Annotated in this window: 1 pseudogene; it reads left to right on the forward strand. The window is 63.0% G+C overall.

The features are described from left to right. Positions 1-548, forward strand: a pseudogene (locus CXQ90_RS21860) (family 65 glycosyl hydrolase); the annotation flags it as partial.

Raw genomic sequence — 548 nt, forward strand, 5'->3', positions numbered from 1 at the left:
TGCGCCCTCCCGGCACGGATCCTCAAGGAACTGCACGGACAGGACAGCAAGTATCTGCGGAAGAAGCTGGGGATTACCCAGGCCGAACTGACGTTTTGGAAGCAGCTGGGCCGGCGGCTTTACGTCCCTTTCCATGACGGCATGATCAGTCAGTTCGAAGGATACGGCCGGCTCAAGGAGCTGGACTGGGACCATTACCGGCGGCGCTACGGCAACATCGAACGGCTGGATCTGATCCTCGCTTCGGAGGGAGACAGCACCAACGGCTACAAGCTCTCCAAACAGGCCGACGTGCTGATGCTGCTCTACGTCCTGGGTGAAGAGGACCTGGTGCGCCTCCTGCGGCGGATGGCTTACGACGTCGGGCCGGGACAGATCCGGGCAATGGTGGACTACTACCTGTCCCGGACCATTCACGGTTCCACGCTCAGCCGGGTCGCCCATGCCTCCGTTCTGTCCGCCTCCGATCCGGAACGCGCGTGGGACACGTTCAGGGACGCCCTGGACGCAGACCTTGACGATACCCAGGGCGGCACAACCCGAACCGG

Source organism: Arthrobacter sp. ZGTC131, from assembly GCF_002929275.1.
Taxonomy (GTDB): Bacteria; Actinomycetota; Actinomycetes; order Actinomycetales; family Micrococcaceae; genus Arthrobacter.